We start from the raw sequence: 18723 nt of genomic DNA on the forward strand, positions 1-18723 counted from the left end.
ATTCGCAAATGAAGTATGATGTAGCTAGTGTGGGTACTTGGTGATACATCAAGACGTTACCAACTTTGCAGAGAGACTTCGCCACTGGATAGCCAAATGCTTGCTCCGGTATCACGCTCGACGAGGAGTTTTCCTTGGTCAGAGATTTCCTTTGCTATTCCAGTTTGCACATGACCATCTTTCTGGAAATGAATGTGTCTGCCTAAAATGATGGACTGTTTGCGGTAGAGGTAAATTAGTTCTTCTGGATCTGTGTGGAAAAAATGATTCCAGATGCTCGCGATGAGTTCATTTCTGGTGATGGGGCAATTTTTTGGAAAGAGGGAGGTTGCCTTATGAGCTAAATCTTTGGGAAAGGAAGGAATAGCAAGATTAAAACCCACTCCGATAATGACATCGGTCACGAGACCAGTTTCGACAGAGGTGACAGCCTCGGTCAAAATTCCTGCGACTTTTTTTTCCTTATAGTAGAGATCGTTGACCCATTTGATGCCTAAGTCAATCAAGGTCAGTTCCTTGACAGCCTTGTAAATCGCAGCAGCGACTAAGATGGTATAGGTGGGCAATTCGTCAAAGGGGAGCTGGGGTTGCAGGTGAAGAGACATATAAATCCCTCCTTGAGTTGGGGAGAAGTAGTCACGTCCAAATCGCCCTTTGCCTGCTTGTTGTGAGGGAGCTAGATACAGAGTATTGGGTTTTTGCCCTGTTTCGATGCCTTTTTTGGCGTCAAGTTGTGTGGACTTGCAATCCAGATTTAGCTTGACTTGAAGTTGGCAATCTTTTTCAATCTGCTCAGGGAGCAGAAGATCTCCTGCTAGCCATTTGTAGCCTTTATTTTTGACAGACTCAATGGTGATTCCTTCTTTTTCTAGGCGCTGAATAGCTTTCCAAATAGAGGTGCGAGAAATCCCCAGCTGGCTTGCTAGACTTTCACCGCTGATATAGTCTTGAGCTTCATAGAGGAGTTGAAAGAGTGTTTCATAGGTTTTCATAAAGGCTGCTACTTTCTCGAATAGTTAAGGTGGTGGAGAGAGTGACCATTTGTGGAATGGGATTTTCATTACTCTCTAATTCTTGATGGAGGAGTTCCAAGCCTTTTTTGCCCATTTCTTCTGTATAGACTGTTACAGAGCTCAAAGGTGGATAGACATATTTCGCGATAGAAGTGTCATTAAAGGCGACTAGGCTCATTTGACTTGGAATTTTGATGCTTGCTTCTTGCAGGGCACGGATGGCTCCCATGGCTAGGGTGTCATTGGCTAAAAAGAGAGCGGAAGGGAGTTGGTCTGAGTTTTCCGTGAGAAGCTCTTTCATCAGTTGATAGCCAGATTCGGCTGTGAATGGACCAATCTTGAGCCAATGTTCTTGAAAGAGCCCTTTTTGCGTCAAATAGTCTTGAAAGGTTGATAAACGGCTATCAAGGAGCAGAGTTCTTTGATCAGAAGTGGACTCTTGCCCAGCTAACATACCAATCTTTGTGTGACCATTTTCGAGGAAATAATCAAGCACTGCAATGACAGAATGCTCAAAATCAGTCGTCACGCAACTGTGCCCATAGTGGAGCGTATTGCTATCAATAAAGATAATGTGAGAGGTGTAATCTTCTAATTCGTGAATCTTTTGAGCGCTAAATTTACCAATAGCGATGATGCCTTTGATGCTTATGGAAGTGTCTAGCTCATCATTGTTAAAAATCCGAATAATGTTGTATCCTAGTTCCTGAGCCTTTTTTTCCACTCCTAGTCGGATAGCATAGTAGTAGAGATCATCGAGTTCTTGGGCTTCAGTGTACCATTCGACGATGGCAATCGTGCCTCTTTGCTTTATTTTTTCTGTGCCTTGTTTGGGCTTTTTTTGATAGCCTAGCTCTTGAGCTATTTGAAAAATATTCTGTCGTGTTACATCGCTCACAGAAAGGCTCTTATCTTGATTGAGGACCCGAGACACAGTGGCGGATGAAACACCAGCTTTCTCAGCTATATCTTTGATTCTGACCATGGAATTTCCTTTTCTTAGTTTCCTTACTGTTATTATACGCTAGTTTGGTCCAAAATCAAAGAAAATTTAGTAAATTTTTATCAAAAAACAGAGAATTTGTAAGGTTTTTGTAAGAAAAATTTACTAAATAAAGTTTGAAATTTTACTGAATCTTGGATATAATAAATAAAAAACGTTTTCAAAAAGAAAATGGGAAATGAGGCATATCATGGATATGAATGTAGCGGATTTGAAAAAAGATTTCTTCGAGGTCTTTGATGTGGAGCCAGATCAGACCTTCTTTTCTCCTGGGCGGATTAACCTTATCGGTGAGCATACCGACTATAATGGCGGTCATGTCTTTCCAGCGGCTATTAGTTTAGGAACTTATGGAGCAGCAAAAAAGCGGACAGATCAGCTTTTGCGCTTTTATTCTGCCAATTTTGCGGATAAGGGCATTATCGAAGTAAAGTTAGACCATCTTGTTTTTGATAAGGATGATCATTGGACCAATTATCCAAAAGGAGTCTTGCATTTCTTGCAGGAAGCTGGTCATGTGATTGACCAAGGGATGGACATCTATGTCTATGGTAATATTCCTAATGGCGCAGGTCTTTCCTCTTCTGCTTCCTTAGAGCTCTTGATTGGCGTTATAGCAGAGCATCTCTTTGACTTGAAGCTTGAACGACTGGATTTGGTGAAGATTGGGAAATTAACAGAAAATGAATTTATCGGGGTGAATTCTGGTATCATGGATCAGTTTGCCATTGGCATGGGAGCTGATGAGCGCGCCATTTATCTGGATACCAATACCTTGAAATATGATCTAGTGCCACTAGACTTGGGAGATAATGTCATTGTCATCATGAATACCAATAAACGCAGGGAGCTAGCCGACTCTAAGTACAATGAACGTCGTGCAGAGTGTGAAGCAGCGGTAGCGGACTTGCAAGTAAGGCTAGATATAGAGACCTTGGGAGAGCTAGATGCTAAGACCTTTGATGAGTATAGCTATTTGATTCAGGATGAGAATCGTCTCAAACGAGCTCGCCATGCAGTACTTGAAAATAAACGGACCTTACAAGCGCAAGAGGCTTTAGTTGCAGGTGACTTGGCACGATTTGGTCGTTTGATGAATGCATCTCATGTATCTTTGGAACATGACTATGAGGTGACAGGGCTTGAACTTGATACCTTGGTGCATGCAGCTTGGGCACAAAAGGGAGTTCTTGGAGCACGGATGACAGGGGCAGGCTTTGGTGGTTGTGCCATTGCTTTAGTAGAAAGAGCTAGTGTGGAAGAATTTCAACAAGCTATTGAAGCGACTTATACAGCTACCGTCGGTTATGCTCCAAGTTTTTATATTGCAGAGATTGCAGGTGGCACACGCGTCTTAGAAGAATAGGAGAGGAGAAATGGGAGAAAAGCTTGTGGAGCGCTTTGTGGCAGAGGTCATCGCAGATGGTCCTTATGAAGAACTTGATCGGATTTATCTGACCAATCGTGTCCTAGCCTTGGTTGGAGATGGGGCTTTGCATGTTGAGACGAATGCTCAAGAGTTGTTGGATTTGAAGGAAGAATTGATCAATGTTGCGCTTTTAGAAGGGACAATCACAGCTAGTCAATCTGCCAAAGATAGGCTGGGGGCTATGTTGATGGATCTTCTAACCCCTAGTCCTAGCCAGCTGAACAAGCAATTTTGGACTAGCTATGTCAAATCTCCTCAAAAAGCGATTGCGGATTTTTATGTCCTTAGTCAGCACAATGACTATATCAAAATGAGAGATATTGCCAAAAATATCGCCTACACCAGTCCAACACCTTATGGCAATCTGGAGATTACGATTAACTTATCAAAGCCTGAAAAGGATCCAAAGGACATCGCAGCAGCAAGGCAGCAAACAGTGAGCCATTACCCTACTTGTCAGCTTTGTTTTGAAAATGAAGGCTATCAAGGGCGGACGAATCACCCTGCGCGTGCCAATCACCGCATTATCCGCTTTGATTTAAAGGGTAAAGAGTGGGGATTTCAATATTCTCCCTATGCTTATTTTGCGGAGCATTGCATCTTTTTAGACAAAGAGCACAGTCCGATGGCGATTTCTAAGGACAGTTTTGAGCGCTTGCTTAGTATCGTTGAACTCTTTCCAGATTACTTTGCAGGTTCCAATGCCGATTTGCCCATTGTTGGAGGTTCTATCTTAACGCATGACCATTACCAAGGGGGGCGTCATACCTTTCCGATGGAGATAGCAGAGCTCGAGAGTCGATTTACGTTCAGAGGATTTGAGACGGTAGAGGCCGGGATTGTCAAATGGCCCATGTCGGTCATTCGCTTGCGTTCTAGGGATAAATCTGCTATGCTAGAGATTGCAGATAAGATTTTGCAGGTGTGGAAAAAGTATTCTGATCCGAAGCACCAGATTTTAGCCTATACAGGAGAGGAAAGTCATCATACAGTGACCCCTATCGCACGGCTAAAAAAAGGAGTTTATGAGCTGGATCTCGTACTGAGAGACAATCAGACCTCAAAGGAGTTGCCAGATGGCATCTACCATCCACACCCCGATGTGCAGCATATTAAAAAAGAAAATATCGGCTTGATAGAGGTGATGGGTTTGGCAATTTTACCACCACGTCTCAAGGATGAATTACAAGAGGTGGAGCAGTTCTTACTAGGAAAAGTAGAACGAGTGGCTTCTTATCATCAAGATTGGGCGAATCGTTTGAAAAACGAACATCCTCATGTTGATGAAGACAGTGTCACCAAAGTCGTTCGAGAGGCTGTCGGACAAATCTTCTGCCGCGTCTTAGAGGATGCAGGTGTTTATAAGAGAAATCCTGATGGTCAAAGAGCCTTTTTAGACTTTATCAAAACAGTTGGTATTAAGGAGAATGTATGACAGTTTTAGTATTAGGTGGAGCAGGCTATATCGGCTCTCATATGGTGGATCGTCTTATCGAAGACGGAACAGAAAAAGTTGTTGTGGTTGATAATTTGGTCACAGGTCATAAGGGAGCGCTTCATCCAGATGCCATCTTTTATGAGGGGGATTTGGCGGATAAAGCCTTTATGCGTAGTGTCTTTGACAAACATCCAGAGATTGATGCAGTGATTCATTTTGCGGCTTATTCCTTGGTGGCGGAGTCTATGCAAGACCCTTTGAAATATTTTAACAACAACACGGCTGGTATGGTGAGTCTTCTTGAAGTCATGAATGAGTACGGTGTCAAACATATCGTATTTTCTTCGACGGCAGCGACTTACGGTATTCCAAAAGAAATTCCGATCTTAGAAACGGCACCACAAAAGCCAATTAATCCTTACGGTGAAAGCAAGCTAATGATGGAAACGATCATGCGTTGGGCAGATGAAGCGTACGGGATTACCTTTGTGGCACTTCGCTACTTTAACGTAGCAGGGGCGAAGCCAGATGGCTCTATTGGTGAGGCTCACGGACCAGAAACCCATCTCTTGCCGATTGTGCTGCAAGTGGCACAAGGCAAGCGTGAGAAGATTGCGATTTTTGGTGATGATTATCATACACCAGATGGTACAAATGTCCGTGATTATGTTCATCCCTTTGATTTGGCAGATGCTCACATCTTAGCAGTGGATTACTTGCGTGCGGGCAATCCTTCTGACGTTTTCAATCTTGGTTCGTCAACTGGATTTTCCAACTTAGAGATTGTAGAAGCTGCTCGTAAAGTGACGGGGCATGCAATTCCGCTTGAGGTCGCAGATAGACGACCGGGCGATCCAGATAGTTTGATTGCCTCATCTGAAAAAGCTCGTCAGGTACTTGGTTGGAAACCAAATTTTGACAATATCGAACAGATTATTGAAACAGCCTGGAAGTGGCATGCGAGCCATCCAAATGGCTATGATGATCGCAGATAATCGCTAATTTTTCTCAGAAATTACATAAACCAGCAGATGATGGAGTGGGGAAAATCAGGACGTTGAAATCATGATTTTTACCCCGCTTCTTTCTTTATGATTTGAAAAACTTTGCTTTTCATGGTAGAATAAAAGAGAAATTTAAGAGATATTGAGGTATAATCGTGGCTTTTGGAGATAATGGACAACGGAAAAAAACAGCTTTTGAGAAATTAACGATGCTAGTCGTTATTATCATGCTACTCGTGACAGTAGGAGCCATTTTTGCGAGTGCCCTAGGAGCTTTGAGCGCTTCCTAATTGCGAGAGTTATAAAGAAAAAAGCGAGTGAGATCAAACTCCTCTGTGAGAGTTGGAGTTTGTCTTGCTCCTTTTTACAGAAAGAGAAAGTAATAAGAGATGAGTATGTTTTTAGATACAGCCAAGATTAAGGTCAAGGCTGGAAATGGTGGCGATGGCATGGTAGCCTTTCGCCGTGAGAAGTATGTTCCAAATGGCGGTCCTTGGGGCGGTGATGGCGGTCGTGGAGGAAATGTTATCTTTGTGGTTGACGAAGGCTTACGCACCTTGATGGATTTCCGCTACAACCGACATTTCAAGGCACAAGTTGGGGAAAAAGGTATGACTAAGGGGATGCACGGTCGTGGGGCGGAAGACCTCTACGTTCGTGTACCACAAGGAACGACAGTGCGTGATGCAGTAACCGGTAAGGTCTTGACTGATTTGATTGAAGATGGGCAAGAGTTTATCGTGGCGCACGGTGGTCGTGGAGGTCGTGGCAATATCCGCTTTGCAACACCTAAAAATCCTGCACCTGAAATTTCAGAAAATGGAGAACCAGGGCAAGAACGTGAGTTGCAGCTAGAATTGAAAATCTTGGCGGATGTTGGCTTGGTTGGCTTTCCCTCTGTTGGAAAATCAACCTTGCTCAGTGTGATTACAGCTGCAAAACCTAAGATCGGAGCTTATCATTTCACAACCATCGTGCCTAATCTCGGAATGGTTCGGACCCAGTCTGGAGATTCGTTTGCTGTTGCTGATTTGCCAGGATTGATCGAAGGTGCTCATCAAGGTGTGGGACTTGGAACGCAATTTTTGCGTCATATCGAGCGAACTCGTGTTATCCTGCATGTCATTGATATGTCAGCGAGTGAAGGGCGAGACCCATACGAGGATTATGTAGCGATTAACAAAGAGTTGGAATCTTATAACCTGCGCTTGATGGAACGTCCGCAAATTATTGTGGCAAACAAAATGGATATGCCAGAGAGTGCTGAAAATCTGAAGATCTTTAAAGAAAAACTAGCAGTAAATTATGATGAATTTGATGAGCTGCCACAGATTTTTCCAATTTCGAGTTTGACCAAGCAAGGGCTTGGAACGTTACTGGATGCTACGGCAGAATTACTTTCAAAAACACCAGAATTTCTTCTCTATGATGAGTCAGATATGGAAGAAGAGGCTTACTATGGCTTTGATGAGGAAGCACCAGCCTTTGTCATTGATCGCGATGATGATGCGACTTGGGTCTTGTCAGGAGATAAATTGGAAAAACTCTTTAGCATGACGAATTTTGATCGAGACGAGTCTATCATGAAATTTGCTCGTCAATTACGGGGAATGGGTGTTGATGAGGCGCTTCGCGCGCGTGGTGCCAAAGATGGCGATTTGGTTCGTATCGGCAATTTTGAATTTGAATTTGTGGATTGACGTTGGAAGCACATCTAAGTCAAAGACTTGATGTGCTACGGTAGCCACTATGGTGGTCTACCTACCAACCTCACTAACTTCGTCAAACCAGTGATATCGACTGGTTTGACTTCGTGTCGTAACGGGCTACCCCTCATTGATTGCAAAGCTACCTAATGAGTAGACGGCAGTCGCTATGGCAAACTGCCTAGTCACCTTATTAGTTCAGAAAGCTATTAGTATCGAATAACTTTCTTCACGTCGTAACAATTTTTAAAGTGTTCTGCTGACTAGGCTTATGAACCTCATCCATCAAGTGATATCGACTGGTTTGACTGTGTGTCGTAATGGGCATACTGGTATTTGCTATGGCGAATAGTCTAGTAACAATTTTTTAAAGTATTCTGCAAATCAACCTTAAGAATTCTTATTCAGAGAGTCATATTGACTGGCTAGGTAGTGCTTGTTGTGATTTAGATTGTGACGAGATTAGTCATCGTCTAATGGAAATTAAATTGGAGGTTTTAGCATGGGAGATAAGCCTATATCTTTCCGAGATAAGGATGGAAATTTTGTCTCTGCTGCCGATATTTGGAATGCTGAGAAGCTAGAAGAGTTATTTAATCGTCTCAATCCTAAGCGCAAACTACGTTTGGAGCGAGAACGTTTGGCAAAAGAAGATGCAGAGTAGAAAAAATGCTTGTTTCATTGAATAACTCAGAACATGAGAAAAGGCTCTTCCGCTTTTGGAAGAACCTTTTTTATTTGAAGCTTTCGAGGTAAAAAGAAATAGTATCTCCATTTTTAAGTTTCATCTCTTTTGCCCCTTTTGGAGCCAATTCGCCATTGACGTCAAACATCCAGTAAGTGTTGGTGGCAGGGTCTTGCTTGACACCGTCAATCGAGGTTATAAGTCCATCTTTTTCTTCGATTTTATAGTTTCTTTGAAGAATGTCCATCACGGATTCGCCGTCTTTGAAATCTACTTCTTTGCTACTTGTTTGATCGGTTGAAAATTTAATCTCAAGACTTGCGGTTTGGGCTTGGCTTGTACTCTGACTTGTTTTTGATTCGTGAGCAGTCTGATTAGGATTGCTACAAGCGACGAGGGATAAGCCGACAAAGAGTGTCAAGATGCTAAACATCCATTTTTTCATGGTAAAACCTCCTGAAAATATGTAGAATAATAGGATAGAATAAAGCAGTGGATAGGGCATGAGCTACATCAAAGGGAATGCCATTGAGCCAGTAAATGATAGGATGAATGCCAAACTGCAGTGCTGATAGTAGACTGATCACAAATCCATATAGAAATATGAAGATTCCTGCTAGGAAACTCTGTACGAGGACTTTTTGCTTGATCAAGCGAGTGAGAGGAATCGCAAGTATTTTCCAAAGAGTGAGAATGAGGGTGAAACTAAGAACCTGCCAGAAAACAACAATCCCAAAACCAAATAAAAAGCTAGTGCCAATCATGGTGATAGCCATAATGCAAAGAGCATCACGGAAAGATAAGTAGAGCACACAGACGAAAAATAAGGCTGAGATGGGCTTGATATTTGGAAAGGCTCCAAAGCTAACACGCAGTGCAATCGCAAGAGCAGACAGCATGACAATGCGACTCATTTTCTTTGTGGACATGGATACTCCTTCTTTATTCTATGCTCTTGATAGCATATCGAATTTTGATGAAAATGTCAATGAATGGAGCATGGAGCATCTGGCTATTTAAACTACAATTCCTTTCATTTGATACTTTCCATTCCCCATTATTTCCAAATATCCCTTTTTTTGTTACAATGAAAGGGATGAATCTAAAAGAACAAATTATTGCTTTATCAAAAGAGATTGGCATTTCAAAGATTGGGTTTACGACAGCAGATGATTTTGATTATTTGGAAAAATCCTTGAAAGCTGCGGCAGAAGAGGGACGCACGTCAGGGTTTGAGCACAAAAATATCGAAGAGCGGATCAAGCCAAGACTGAGCTTGGCGTCTGCTAAGACCATCATTTCGATTGCGGTAGCATATCCTCGAAAGCTTCCGCAAAAGCCACAGAAAACCCAGTACAAACGAGGAAAGATTACGCCTAATTCGTGGGGGCTTGATTACCACTATATTTTGCAGGATAAGCTAGAGCGCTTGGCGCGTGGAATTGAGAAGCTGACAGAGGACTTTGAGTATAAGGGCATGGTTGATACAGGTGCTCTAGTTGATACAGCGGTGGCAAGACGCGCTGGAATCGGCTTTATTGGCAAAAATGGGTTGGTCATTTCTAAGGAATTTGGCTCCTACATGTTTTTGGGAGAATTGATTACCAATCTTGAAATTGAACCAGATCAGCCAGTGGACTATGACTGTGGCGATTGCAATCGCTGTTTGGTATCTTGTCCGACTTCGTGCTTGCTAGGAGATGGCACGATGAATGCCAAGCGCTGTCTATCTTTTCAAACGCAGGATAAGGGGATGATGGATCTCGAATTTCGCAAGAAAATCAAGACCGTCATCTATGGTTGTGACATTTGCCAAATTTGCTGCCCTTATAATAAAGGGATTGACAGTCCACCGGTTGTCGAGATTGATCCTGACTTAGCAGAGCCTGAGTTAATCCCTTTTCTTGACTTGTCAAATGGACAATTTAAGGAGAAGTTTGGCATGATTGCAGGCAGTTGGCGGGGGAAAAATATCCTCCAGCGCAATGCTATTATTGCCCTTGCAAACAGCAATGATCGCTCGAGTATTCCGAAATTGCTTGAAATCATTGACAAAAAGCAAAATCCAATCCACATGGCAACGGCTATCTGGGCACTCAGCCAGCTGGTCAAAGAGCCAAATGAGGACATGATTGCCTTTATCGAAGACGTAAAAAGTGACCATCCTGATGTGCTGTTTGAGCAGGCAGAATTTTTAAAATTCGCCAAACAGGCTCAAATATGATATAATGAGAAGGATATAGAAAAGGGGTACCTATGGACATTTCAGAAATTCGTCAAAAAATTGACGCAAATCGTGAAAAATTAAACTCTTTCAGGGGGTCTCTTTGACTTAGAAGGTCTGGAAGAGGAAATTGCCATCTTGGAGAACAAGATGACTGAACCTGATTTTTGGGATGATAATCTGGCAGCTCAGAAGACATCGCAAGAATTAAACGAACGAAAAGAAACATATGAAAACTTCCATCATATGACTGATTTGTTTGATGAGTCAGAGATTCTCCTTGATTTTCTGGCAGAAGATGAGTCTGTGCAGGATGAGTTGGAAGAAAAATTGCTTGAGCTGGAGAAGAGAATGACAGCTTATGAGATGACGCTTCTCTTGTCTGAACCTTATGACAATAACAATGCCATTTTGGAAATCCATCCAGGTTCTGGTGGAACTGAGGCGCAGGACTGGGGCGATATGTTGCTTCGCATGTACACACGCTTTGGTAATGCCCATGGCTTTAAGGTTGAGGTCTTAGACTACCAAGCAGGAGATGAAGCGGGGATTAAGTCCGTGACCCTCTCCTTTGAAGGTCCGCATGCTTATGGTCTGCTCAAGTCCGAAATGGGGGTGCACCGCTTGGTGCGGATTTCGCCATTTGACTCAGCTAAACGTCGTCATACATCGTTCACATCTGTGGAAGTCATGCCAGAGCTAGACGATACGATTGAGATCGAGATTCGAGATGATGAGATTAAGATGGATACTTTCCGCAGTGGTGGAGCTGGTGGACAAAATGTCAATAAGGTGTCAACTGGGGTTCGCTTAACTCACATACCAACAGGAATTGTTGCCCAATCAACGGTCGATCGTACCCAGTATGGGAACCGTGATCGGGCTATGAAAATGCTTCAAGCCAAGCTTTATCAGATTGAGCAGGAGAAAAAGGCGGCTGAGGTTGATTCCCTAAAAGGGGACAAGAAAGAGATTTCTTGGGGTAGCCAGATTCGTTCTTATGTCTTTACCCCTTATACCATGGTAAAAGATCATCGCACGGGTCATGAAGTGGCACAGGTTGATAAGGTCATGGACGGAGACTTGGATGGCTTTATTGATGCCTATCTCAAGTGGCGCCTAAATTAGAAGAAAGGACTTGTAGTTTACATGTCAATTATCGAGATGAAAGATGTTGTCAAAAAGTATGACAACGGAACGACAGCGCTCCGAGGAGTGTCTGTTACAATCGAGCCAGGGGAGTTCGCTTATATTGTAGGACCTTCAGGTGCTGGTAAGTCAACTTTCATTCGTCTGATCTACCGTGAGGTAAAAGCAGACAAGGGAAGTTTGAAGGTGGCAGATTTTAATCTGACCAAGATTAAAAAGAGAGATGTGCCTTTGCTTCGTCGCAATGTTGGCGTGGTCTTTCAGGATTATAAACTCTTACCAAAGAAAACGGTGTATGAGAATATCGCCTACGCCATGGAAGTTATCGGTGAACGTCGTCGAAATATCAAAAAACGGGTCATGGAAGTGCTTGACTTGGTTGGCTTAAAGCATAAAGTACGGTCTTTTCCCAATGAACTCTCTGGAGGAGAGCAGCAGCGGATTGCCATTGCTCGAGCGATTGTCAATAATCCTAAAGTATTGATTGCCGATGAGCCGACAGGAAACTTAGACCCTGATAATTCTTGGGAAATCATGAATCTCTTGGAGCGTATCAACCTTCAAGGAACTACGGTTTTAATGGCAACCCATAATAGTCAGATTGTAAATACCCTTCGCCACCGCGTTATTGCTATTGAAAATGGTCGTGTGGTGCGTGATGAGGCGAAAGGAGAGTACGGATACGATGATTAGTAGATTTTTCCGTCATTTAATTGAGTCGCTCAAAAGTTTGAAGCGAAACGGCTGGATGACTGTTGCAGCTGTTAGTACGGTGATGATTACCCTTAGTTTGATGGCCATTTTCATTTCCGTGATTTTAAACACAGCAAAGTTAGCCACTGATATTGAAAATAATGTTCGCGTCATGGTTTATTTGCGACCAGATACGGCAGATAACAGTGAAACGGTGATGAAAGAAGGTCAGCCCGTACAAAATGAAAATTACCACAAAGTCTATGATGCCTTGACCAATCTGTCGAACGTCAAATCTGTAACCTTCTCAAGTAAGGAAGAACAGCTTGAAAAATTAACAGAGGTCATGGGAAGTGACTGGAAGCTCTTTGAGGGGGATGCCAATCCGCTACATGATGCTTATATCGTGGATACGACTGCACCAGAGCATGTGACGAGCGTTGCAGATGGAGCTAAGTCTATCGAGGAAGTCTCAGAGGTGGAGTACGGTGGAGCTAATACCAAGAAAATTTTTGCTCTTGCAAATATCATTCGGACTTGGGGCTTAGTGGGAGCTGGCTTGCTTGTCTTTATTGCAGTCTTTCTCATTTCCAATACCATTCGGATTACCATTATTTCCCGCAGTCGTGAGATTCAAATCATGCGCTTGGTTGGGGCAAAAAATGGCTATATCCGTGGTCCATTTCTTTTAGAAGGTGCTTGGATTGGGTTTATTGCAGCGATTATTCCAGCAGGTTTGGTTTATTTCATCTATGATGTTGCTTACCAATCCTTTAATCCAGCTCTTGCCAAACAAAATCTCTCGATGATTGTACCCGATACCTTTGTACCGATTATGATTGCCTTTGTTTTTGTGGTCGGAATTATCATCGGATCCATCGGTTCAGGGATTTCTATGAGACGCTATTTGAAGATTTAATTAAAAAAGGAAGTGGGACTCAATTGTTATTTCGTAGAAATCGATTACTCTCACCCCCGCAAGGTTGGAAATAGGGCTAGCGAAGATAAATTCGCTAGCTTCTTTTAATAGAATGTTGATTTATAAACGCTTTGGATAAATTGCTCACAACTTTTTGTTCTCGTAAATCGCTCCATTGAAGCATTGCCCCTAGCGACAAGACTGCGTCAAACTGTTAAATCGATAAAAAAGAGAAGCTAGACACTTTTGTCTTAGCTTCTCTTCTTGTGTTATAAAAAGAATGGATTGAAGAGTTTTTCATGGGAAATCGTAGTTGCTGGTCCATGTCCTGGGTAGACATCGTAGTTGGGTAGGGTGAAGAGTTGAGTCTTGATACTTGTCAATAAAGTGTCTTTGTCACCCGTGTAGAGGTCAGAGCGACCAATGGCTTCGAAGAAGAGGGCGTCACCACTTAATACAAGATTCTCATCTGGAAAGACTAGGGAAACACTCCCCACCGAATGCCCGGGTGTTTCTAGGACATAAAAATGAAAGCCATCCATGTCATAAGGAGTTTGAATGGCAAAGAACTGCTCAGCTGGTTTTAGGATGATATCAGGAATATCATCGTGCATGGGTAAGCCTGAGCGGTTATAGATAGGATTGTAGAGCCAATCTGCTTCTTTTTCTGAGATATAGACGGGTGGCGCCCCAAAATGCTCACGCACCAAATCAAGGCTCATGATATGATCATAATGGGCATGGGTCAATAAAATCGCTGAGATAGGTTTTCCTATCTCCTCAATCTTTGCTCGGATTATCTCCCAATCGCTTCCTGGGTCAACAACGAGGAGATGGTCCTCATTTTCCAAATAGTAGGTATTTTGATAAGCTTCTTTATTTAGTGTTTTATGAATGTTCATCTTGATTCCTCCTACTCTAGTGTAGCAAAAAATAGGAAAATTGACTAGAATGAGAGCAACTTTTCTTTCCTAAATATCGGAAGAATGTGGTATAATTTGAGTACTATGGCACAAGATAAAACGAAGTATGCGGTTGTTGATCTGGAGGCAACGAGCGCAAATAGCAATGCAAAGATTATCCAAGTGGGCATTGTTCTCATTGAAAATGGACAGATTGTAAAGACTTATGAAACGGATGTCAATCCTCATCAAGCGCTAGATAGCCATATTGAGGAATTGACAGGCTTGACAGATCAGCGTCTAAAAGCAGCTCCAGACTTTTCTCAGGTGGCAGGAGAGATTTATAGCTTGATTTCTGATGCCGTTTTTGTAGCCCATAATGTGCAGTTTGATGCCAATTTGTTGGCAGAAAGCTTGTTTTGGGAAGGATTTGAGTTACTGACGCCGCGGATTGATACGGTGGAGTTGGCTCAGGTATTTTTTCCGACCTTTGATCGTTACAATTTAAGTGCTCTGAGTCAGTATCTCCAGATTCCATTAGAGCACGCACATACTGCCCTGTCTGATGCGTATGCGACAGCTCTGCTATTTTTAAAAATCCAAGAAAAGATCAAGACTTTGCCAAAGCCCTTGGTAGAGTTGCTTTTTGAGCGAGGGGATTGTCTTTTATACGAGTCAAAATTGGCTATCCAAGATGTTTTTGGCGAGATGTCTGATGTGGTGAGTCCTGACTGGCATGAGCGCCACGGTTTATTTTTTAAGAAAGCTGCTAGCTTTCCTTCTGTTCGTAAATTATCGCAGGAATTTCACCACAATATCCACCTGCTAGGCTTAGACGAGAGAGATGACCAAGCAGCATTTGCTCAGTTGGTGGAGAGGGCTTCAGAGAATTCTGTTCCTAGCTTTTTAGAAGGGCGGACAGGAATGGGGAAGACCTACGGCTATCTTTTGCCCTTACTTGCCAAGAGTCAAGAGCAGTTAGTCGTGAGTTTTCCAACCAAGCTCTTGCAGGACCAAGTTATGCGCCAAGAGGGGGAGCGTCTTGCTTCAACCTTTCATATTTCCTTTCATAGCTTGAAAAGTCCAAGAAATTATATCCAGCTAGATCGCTTTTATGAGAGCTTGAGCGAAGAGGACAATCGCTTAATCAGCCGTTGCAAACTACAACTGCTGGTTTGGCTAACAGAGACGAGCACAGGGGATTTGGACGAGATTCCTCAGCAGTATCGCTATCAACCTTACTTTGAGCGAATTGCTCACTGTGGTGGCTTGTTCCAAGGGTCTTTATTTTCCGATGTAGATTTTTGGGAGAAAAGTCAAGAGCGAGCTAAATTGAGCCGTGTAATAATTACCAATCATGCCTATCTCTTGACGCGTCTAGCAGATGATCCAAGCTTGATTGAAGGGAAAATTCTTGTCGTAGATGAGGCGCAAAAGCTCTTTTTGACGATGGAGAGTCTTGCTCGCTCAACGGTCAGCTTGACGAAGCTTCTACAAGAAATCCAGCAAGCCTTTCAAACTCCGCTAGCTACTCTTGAACAGCGCTTGTTCGAAAGCCTGCAATTTGAATGCACACAGTTGGCAGATATGACACGCAAAAAAGGGCAGAGAGAAGTACCGGCTGAGAAGATCGAGAAAATCCGTCAGGATTTGGCAGAGTTGCCGGAGGCGTGGTTACAGGATGTGCGGTCAGCTTTTGATTCTAAGTTTGATACCTTTTGGCTAGAGGAGGAAGAATTTCCAAGTCATCGCCAAAAATGGCTCAAGTCTGCGCGTCTTGATTTGGAAAATTTTGCAGAGCTTTTGCCAGAAAATCAAGCATTTTTAGCAATTTCAGCGACCTTAGCCATTAGTAAGCGTGTGAATCTTCCTCATTTACTAGGCTTTAAAGAGGCAGAGCTCTATCGCTTGCCCCAACCCAAAACTCATCAGCAGCAAGTCTGGGTTGATACGAGTTTTCCCTTGGTGACAGAGTTAGATCAAGCGACCTATGCCGACTTAATCGTGGATAGAATTGAGCGATTAGCGAGCTTAGAAAAGCCAATCTTAGCGCTGTTTACCTCAAAAGATGTGTTGCTAGAGGTCTCGGATCGTTTAAGTCTTCCTCATTTGGCACAATATAAAAATGGTGATGCGAGCAACATCAAGCGCCGATTTGATAAGGGAGAAAGTTCGATCTTATTGGGAGCAGGGAGCTTTTGGGAAGGGGTGGATTTTGCCCAATTTGACCAGATGGTGTTAGTTCTTACCCGTCTGCCATTTGATTCTCCAAGTGATTTTTTGACCCAAAAGATGAATCGAGCCTTGAAGTTAGAAGGAAAAAATCCCTTTTATGACTACCACCTGCCGCTTGCTATGTTACGGCTCAAGCAGGCTTTGGGGCGAACGATTCGACGCAAAGAGCAAAGCTCAGCCGTGTTGATTTTAGACCAGCGGATAAAAAGCAAGACTTATGGTAAACAGATTTCAGATTCTTTGAAAGAAATGGTTGACCTTCATCTATCCAAAGATTTAGCATGGCTGACTGACATGCAGGATTTTTTAGAAAAATGTAAGAAATAATGACTATCAATAAGATGTGAGAAGCTTTCTCAATCTTACTAACAAATGACAAGGAGGTTTTATGTCGAACATGCGACGCTCGATTGATTCGCGAGTGGATTATAGCTTGATTTTACCCGTCTTTTTCCTGCTTTTATTTGGCATTATTGCCATTTATATTGCAGTGAGTCATGACTACCCTAGTGCTATTTGGCCCATGTTGGGACAGCAGTTGGCGTGGATTGGTCTGGGGGTGGTCATTAGTTTTATTGTCATGTTTTTTAATACCAAGTTTTTATGGCAAATCACTCCGATTTTATATGTATTTGGTCTGGGTTTGATGGTTTTGCCTTTATTCTTTTATAGTCCTAGCTTGGTGGAGTCAACTGGGGCGAAAAACTGGGTGACGATTGGCGGAGTGACGCTCTTTCAGCCCTCGGAATTTATGAAAATTTCCTATATTCTAATGTTGTCGCGCTCGATTGTTGCTTTTTACCAGCGGCACAAGAAAAAAGAGCGTACGATGAAGCTGGATTTTCTCCTCATTTTGGAAATGATCGCTTATACAGTGCCAGTCTTAGCACTCTTGGCACTCCAAAAAGATTTGGGAACAGCCTTGGTTTTTGTAGCTATCTTCTCTGGCTTGGTGCTTTTGTCTGGAGTTTCTTGGAAAATCATTTTGCCCACTGTATTGACTCTCGTCATCTTGGGAGGTGGCTTTATGCTTATCTTTTTCTCCAAAGATGGCAGAGCTTTTCTCCACAATATCGGTATGCCAACCTATCAAATCAATCGAATCTTGGCTTGGCCCAATCCCTTTGACTATGCCCAGACGACGACCTATCAGCAAGCCCAAGGGCAGATTGCGATTGGCAGTGGAGGACTGTGGGGCCAGGGCTTTAATGTGTCAAATCTCTTGATTCCAGTGCGAGAGAGTGACATGATTTTTACGGTGATTGCTGAGGATTTTGGATTTGTCGGCTCAACAAGCTTGATTTTGCTCTATCTCCTCCTCATTTACCGCATGTTGAAAATCACCCTCAAGTCCAATAACCAGTTTTACACCTATATTTCCACAGGATTTATCATGATGTTGCTCTTTCATATTTTTGAAAATATCGGAGCAGTGACAGGGATTCTCCCCTTGACAGGGATTCCTCTGCCTTTTATTTCTCAAGGTGGCTCCTCTATTATTAGTAATCTGATCGGAGTGGGTTTGCTCTTATCTATGAGTTACCAAAATAATCTAGCTGAAGAAAAAGAGGGTAAACGTCCTAAAAAACGTAAAAAAGTAGTCTTACAACAATTGAAATAAAGGAGAAACAGATGACAAAAATTGCAGTAATGTTAGCCAATGGCTTTGAAGAAATTGAAGCTTTAACAGTTGTAGATGTCCTTCGTCGGGCAAATCTGACTTGTGACATGGTGAGTTTTGAGCGTGAAGTGACAGGCTCTCATGGGATTACCGTAAAAGGTGATGTCCTTTGGGAAGGCAATTTGGAAGGCTATGATATGGTGGTTCTCCCTGGGGGAATGCCTGGAGCGACCAATCTCCGAGATAATGAAGCCCTCATGGCAGTTCTTCGTCACATGAAAGCTGAGAAAAAGTGGATTGCGGCGATCTGCGCAGCGCCGCTAGCGCTTGAGCGTGCAGGAATCCTTGAAGGAAAGACCTTTACTTGCTATGATGGTGTAGAAAAAGAGATTCAATCAGGAACATATGTCAAAGAGACGGTCGTAGTAGATGGGCATTTGATTACCAGCCGAGGTCCGTCAACAGCCCTTGCTTTTGCCTATGAATTGGTGAGTCAATTAGGTGGCGATGGAGATGCTTTAGCAACTGCTATGCTCTATAAGGATGTTTTTGGTGATTAAGGAATAAAAAAGACTGCCATACGAACTCTTTCGTTTGGCAGTCTTTTTTAAGCTATCAATTAGAATTGAAGTTCATCAAAGCGACTGAACGATGGTCTAACCTTTATGCGATTCATTCTATCGTTCGGAAAATTAGCATTCT

General features: G+C 42.8%; 18 protein-coding genes. 13 read left to right on the plus strand and 5 right to left on the minus strand.

From position 1 onward, the window contains the following. Positions 1-56: 56 nt before the first annotated feature. Together birA and AB1I63_00475 are read right to left on the minus strand one after the other, a co-directional pair. Positions 57-992: a bifunctional biotin--[acetyl-CoA-carboxylase] ligase/biotin operon repressor BirA gene (gene birA, locus AB1I63_00470; protein MEW4353369.1), complete on the minus strand. Its 936-nt coding sequence runs from the start codon at positions 990-992 to the stop codon at positions 57-59. Continuing rightward, the gene (locus AB1I63_00475) at positions 979-1998 is read right to left on the minus strand and encodes a LacI family DNA-binding transcriptional regulator (protein MEW4353370.1); all 1020 of its coding nucleotides are present in this window, start codon (positions 1996-1998) and stop codon (positions 979-981) included. Before AB1I63_00475 ends, birA begins: the two co-directional genes overlap by 14 nt. Positions 1999-2206: 208 nt before the next feature. Between AB1I63_00475 and AB1I63_00480 the strand changes: the two genes are divergently transcribed. The 6 genes from AB1I63_00480 (at position 2207) to AB1I63_00505 (ending at position 8257) form a co-directional block, all read left to right on the plus strand. After that, complete coding sequence (locus AB1I63_00480; GenBank protein ID MEW4353371.1) at positions 2207-3382, plus strand: galactokinase; 1176 nt, start codon at positions 2207-2209, stop codon at positions 3380-3382. 10 nt (positions 3383-3392) lie between these two features. After that, positions 3393-4880 carry a UDP-glucose--hexose-1-phosphate uridylyltransferase gene (galT, locus tag AB1I63_00485; protein ID MEW4353372.1) on the plus strand — a complete coding sequence of 496 codons (1488 nt, stop codon included), beginning with the start codon at positions 3393-3395 and terminating at the stop codon, positions 4878-4880. Continuing rightward, entirely contained in the window at positions 4877-5878 is a 1002-nt protein-coding gene (galE, locus tag AB1I63_00490) for a UDP-glucose 4-epimerase GalE (GenBank protein MEW4353373.1), read from the plus strand. The genes galT and galE overlap by 4 nt, the downstream gene beginning before the upstream one ends. Positions 5879-6042: 164 nt before the next feature. Then, positions 6043-6177, plus strand: coding sequence for a DUF4044 domain-containing protein (locus tag AB1I63_00495; protein ID MEW4353374.1), 135 nt, complete (start codon positions 6043-6045; stop codon positions 6175-6177). 99 nt (positions 6178-6276) lie between these two features. Next, positions 6277-7587, plus strand: a complete 1311-nt coding sequence (gene obgE / locus AB1I63_00500; GenBank protein MEW4353375.1) for a GTPase ObgE — start codon at positions 6277-6279, stop codon at positions 7585-7587. A 508-nt stretch (positions 7588-8095) separates the two neighbouring features. Next, entirely contained in the window at positions 8096-8257 is a 162-nt protein-coding gene (locus AB1I63_00505; GenBank protein MEW4353376.1) for a hypothetical protein, read from the plus strand. A gap of 70 nt (positions 8258-8327) precedes the next feature. Here AB1I63_00505 and AB1I63_00510 read toward each other — a convergent pair whose 3' ends face one another. Both AB1I63_00510 and AB1I63_00515 read right to left on the minus strand, forming a co-directional pair. Then, positions 8328-8723 carry a DUF4430 domain-containing protein gene (locus AB1I63_00510; GenBank protein MEW4353377.1) on the minus strand — a complete coding sequence of 132 codons (396 nt, stop codon included), beginning with the start codon at positions 8721-8723 and terminating at the stop codon, positions 8328-8330. Continuing rightward, the gene (locus AB1I63_00515) at positions 8704-9207 is read right to left on the minus strand and encodes a hypothetical protein (GenBank protein ID MEW4353378.1); all 504 of its coding nucleotides are present in this window, start codon (positions 9205-9207) and stop codon (positions 8704-8706) included. The genes AB1I63_00510 and AB1I63_00515 overlap by 20 nt, the downstream gene beginning before the upstream one ends. Positions 9208-9374: 167 nt before the next feature. Here AB1I63_00515 and queG point away from each other — a divergent pair, with 167 nt between their 5' ends. From queG to ftsX, 4 genes are all read left to right on the plus strand, one after another. Continuing rightward, positions 9375-10502 (plus strand): tRNA epoxyqueuosine(34) reductase QueG, encoded by a 1128-nt coding sequence (gene queG, locus AB1I63_00520; GenBank protein ID MEW4353379.1) that lies wholly within the window; start codon positions 9375-9377, stop codon positions 10500-10502. A gap of 32 nt (positions 10503-10534) precedes the next feature. Further along, a protein-coding gene (gene prfB / locus AB1I63_00525) for a peptide chain release factor 2 (GenBank protein MEW4353380.1) occupies positions 10535-11630 on the plus strand; the annotation gives its coding sequence in 2 pieces (ribosomal slippage) (positions 10535-10606 and positions 10608-11630; 1095 coding nt in all). A 21-nt stretch (positions 11631-11651) separates the two neighbouring features. Further along, positions 11652-12344 carry a cell division ATP-binding protein FtsE gene (ftsE, locus tag AB1I63_00530; protein MEW4353381.1) on the plus strand — a complete coding sequence of 231 codons (693 nt, stop codon included), beginning with the start codon at positions 11652-11654 and terminating at the stop codon, positions 12342-12344. Next, a complete protein-coding gene (gene ftsX / locus AB1I63_00535) occupies positions 12337-13263 on the plus strand; it encodes a permease-like cell division protein FtsX (protein ID MEW4353382.1) in 927 nt (308 codons plus the stop codon). Before ftsE ends, ftsX begins: the two co-directional genes overlap by 8 nt. Positions 13264-13532: 269 nt before the next feature. On the opposite strand, the gene AB1I63_00540 is transcribed toward ftsX, so the two are convergent. After that, the gene (locus AB1I63_00540) at positions 13533-14165 is read right to left on the minus strand and encodes an MBL fold metallo-hydrolase (GenBank protein MEW4353383.1); all 633 of its coding nucleotides are present in this window, start codon (positions 14163-14165) and stop codon (positions 13533-13535) included. A gap of 105 nt (positions 14166-14270) precedes the next feature. Between AB1I63_00540 and AB1I63_00545 the strand changes: the two genes are divergently transcribed. From AB1I63_00545 to AB1I63_00555, 3 genes are all read left to right on the plus strand, one after another. Continuing rightward, positions 14271-16727, plus strand: coding sequence for a bifunctional DnaQ family exonuclease/ATP-dependent helicase (locus AB1I63_00545; protein MEW4353384.1), 2457 nt, complete (start codon positions 14271-14273; stop codon positions 16725-16727). Positions 16728-16788: 61 nt separating this feature from the next. After that, the gene (locus tag AB1I63_00550) at positions 16789-18021 is read left to right on the plus strand and encodes an FtsW/RodA/SpoVE family cell cycle protein (GenBank protein MEW4353385.1); all 1233 of its coding nucleotides are present in this window, start codon (positions 16789-16791) and stop codon (positions 18019-18021) included. An 11-nt stretch (positions 18022-18032) separates the two neighbouring features. Continuing rightward, complete coding sequence (locus AB1I63_00555; protein MEW4353386.1) at positions 18033-18581, plus strand: DJ-1 family glyoxalase III; 549 nt, start codon at positions 18033-18035, stop codon at positions 18579-18581. Positions 18582-18723 lie beyond the last annotated feature (142 nt).

The sequence above is a fragment of the Streptococcus pneumoniae genome, from assembly GCA_040719455.1.
In the GTDB taxonomy this organism is placed as follows: domain Bacteria; phylum Bacillota; class Bacilli; order Lactobacillales; family Streptococcaceae; genus Streptococcus; species Streptococcus pneumoniae_G.

Bases quoted from the DNA above. Each gene is read 5' to 3' on its own strand.
- birA (MEW4353369.1), bottom strand. From the start codon at position 992: ATGAAAACCTATGAAACACTCTTTCAACTCCTCTATGAAGCTCAAGAC.
- AB1I63_00475 (MEW4353370.1), bottom strand. From the start codon at position 1,998: ATGGTCAGAATCAAAGATATAGCTGAGAAAGCTGGTGTTTCATCCGCC.
- AB1I63_00480 (MEW4353371.1), top strand. From the start codon at position 2,207: ATGGATATGAATGTAGCGGATTTGAAAAAAGATTTCTTCGAGGTCTTT.
- galT (MEW4353372.1), top strand. From the start codon at position 3,393: ATGGGAGAAAAGCTTGTGGAGCGCTTTGTGGCAGAGGTCATCGCAGAT.
- galE (MEW4353373.1), top strand. From the start codon at position 4,877: ATGACAGTTTTAGTATTAGGTGGAGCAGGCTATATCGGCTCTCATATG.
- obgE (MEW4353375.1), top strand. From the start codon at position 6,277: ATGAGTATGTTTTTAGATACAGCCAAGATTAAGGTCAAGGCTGGAAAT.
- AB1I63_00505 (MEW4353376.1), top strand. From the start codon at position 8,096: ATGGGAGATAAGCCTATATCTTTCCGAGATAAGGATGGAAATTTTGTC.
- AB1I63_00510 (MEW4353377.1), bottom strand. From the start codon at position 8,723: ATGAAAAAATGGATGTTTAGCATCTTGACACTCTTTGTCGGCTTATCC.
- AB1I63_00515 (MEW4353378.1), bottom strand. From the start codon at position 9,207: ATGTCCACAAAGAAAATGAGTCGCATTGTCATGCTGTCTGCTCTTGCG.
- queG (MEW4353379.1), top strand. From the start codon at position 9,375: ATGAATCTAAAAGAACAAATTATTGCTTTATCAAAAGAGATTGGCATT.
- ftsE (MEW4353381.1), top strand. From the start codon at position 11,652: ATGTCAATTATCGAGATGAAAGATGTTGTCAAAAAGTATGACAACGGA.
- ftsX (MEW4353382.1), top strand. From the start codon at position 12,337: ATGATTAGTAGATTTTTCCGTCATTTAATTGAGTCGCTCAAAAGTTTG.
- AB1I63_00540 (MEW4353383.1), bottom strand. From the start codon at position 14,165: ATGAACATTCATAAAACACTAAATAAAGAAGCTTATCAAAATACCTAC.
- AB1I63_00545 (MEW4353384.1), top strand. From the start codon at position 14,271: ATGGCACAAGATAAAACGAAGTATGCGGTTGTTGATCTGGAGGCAACG.
- AB1I63_00550 (MEW4353385.1), top strand. From the start codon at position 16,789: ATGTCGAACATGCGACGCTCGATTGATTCGCGAGTGGATTATAGCTTG.
- AB1I63_00555 (MEW4353386.1), top strand. From the start codon at position 18,033: ATGACAAAAATTGCAGTAATGTTAGCCAATGGCTTTGAAGAAATTGAA.